General features: G+C 37.9%; 2 protein-coding genes. Both read right to left on the bottom strand.

Going from position 1 to position 1,225, the window contains the following annotated elements; all coding sequences use genetic code 11:
- Positions 1–481: 481 nt before the first annotated feature.
- Entirely contained in the window at positions 482–796 is a 315-nt protein-coding gene (locus tag AC1DVJ_RS31040; protein WP_477596798.1) for a hypothetical protein, read from the bottom strand.
- A gap of 28 nt (positions 797–824) precedes the next feature.
- On the bottom strand, positions 825–1,225 hold a 401-nt coding region (locus AC1DVJ_RS31035; protein ID WP_477596796.1), incomplete at its 5' end, for a hypothetical protein.

Genomic DNA, 1,225 nt, shown 5'->3' with positions numbered 1-1,225 from the left:
GATATGTACGAGGTTATAGCAGTTGAGGTCAGAGGTTACGAATTAGAGGTTGAAAGCTGCCTAGGTGGGTATTGGTTCTTCGGTGGCAAGTACGACAGCATGGAGGCTRTACAAGCATTCATTGACGGATATAATTGGGAAGTTTATGACTTTGAGTCCATCTAATGGATGGGCTTTTTTGTTTGTTGCAGGTACAATATGTATGTGATTGGATCAATTGGAAATATACTGGGGGTATGATTACAACGTACGTTTTGGGCGTTCCATATAAACGTGGGTATACACATATGGTTCGACCGCCAACTTTTTTTGACGTAACCGATACAATCCCAATAAATCCACGTTTTAAAGGACTATTTCCTATCCAATATTGGTAGCACATAAAACAAGAGTTTTATAGGATTACAAATTTGAATACCTGCAACAAAAAGAGCCTAGAGTATTCACCCTAGACTCCTCTGCTTTATTCATTTTTCAACAATTACTTAGCTCCAATACTTCTTAGCGTCATTGTATTTGTCATGGTGTCAAATTCAACGACGATTTCACCTTGAGTAAAACCAAAAAAGGCTAAATTTATTTTGTTAAGCCTCAAGAAATTTCCGACTTCATCTGGTAACGTAACCTTTGTGACGATTAATTTCTTGGATATGCCACCTCTTTTCACTGTTATGGATTTACCTTCAGGCAATTTGATACCTCGCGAGGYGAACGTGGCCTCTAGGTCAGAATTAATACCAACCTCACGAATTCCAACTCCGAATGATAGAACAGCTGTTGTTTTTGCAGTCGCCAATATACATTCCTCCCCATCAGATTTCGAATTATCGCCTTTTCAATCGTAAGCATTGGATGCTATCAATTTGACTTAAAGGAATAATATGATTAAAAACGGTAGTTACGCGTTGTTCTTGCTCCAATATAAGGTGAACAAATTCAATATAGTCTTTCCCCCTTTTCACATTAAAAGCGAGAAAGGATCGCGCTTGTTTCTCCTGAATAATAGCGACATTTTTTATCGGGGGAATTCCTGTTGTTATTTCAAATCTATAATCAGCAAATCTAGTAAACGGAATTATCCTTAGCCGATTATTCTCCTGTTCCCTTACTGCAAAGGCTTTGTTTCCCACTTTTCGAATTGTTCCGTTAATTGACCTTCCATTTGTAGTTGTAAAAACATTATCTGATTGAAATCCGATTAGCTGGGTAAGACGTTGTTTTAACG

Source organism: Paenibacillus sp. P4_A9, from assembly GCF_056402415.1.
This window is presented reverse-complemented; position numbering and strand designations above follow the sequence as displayed.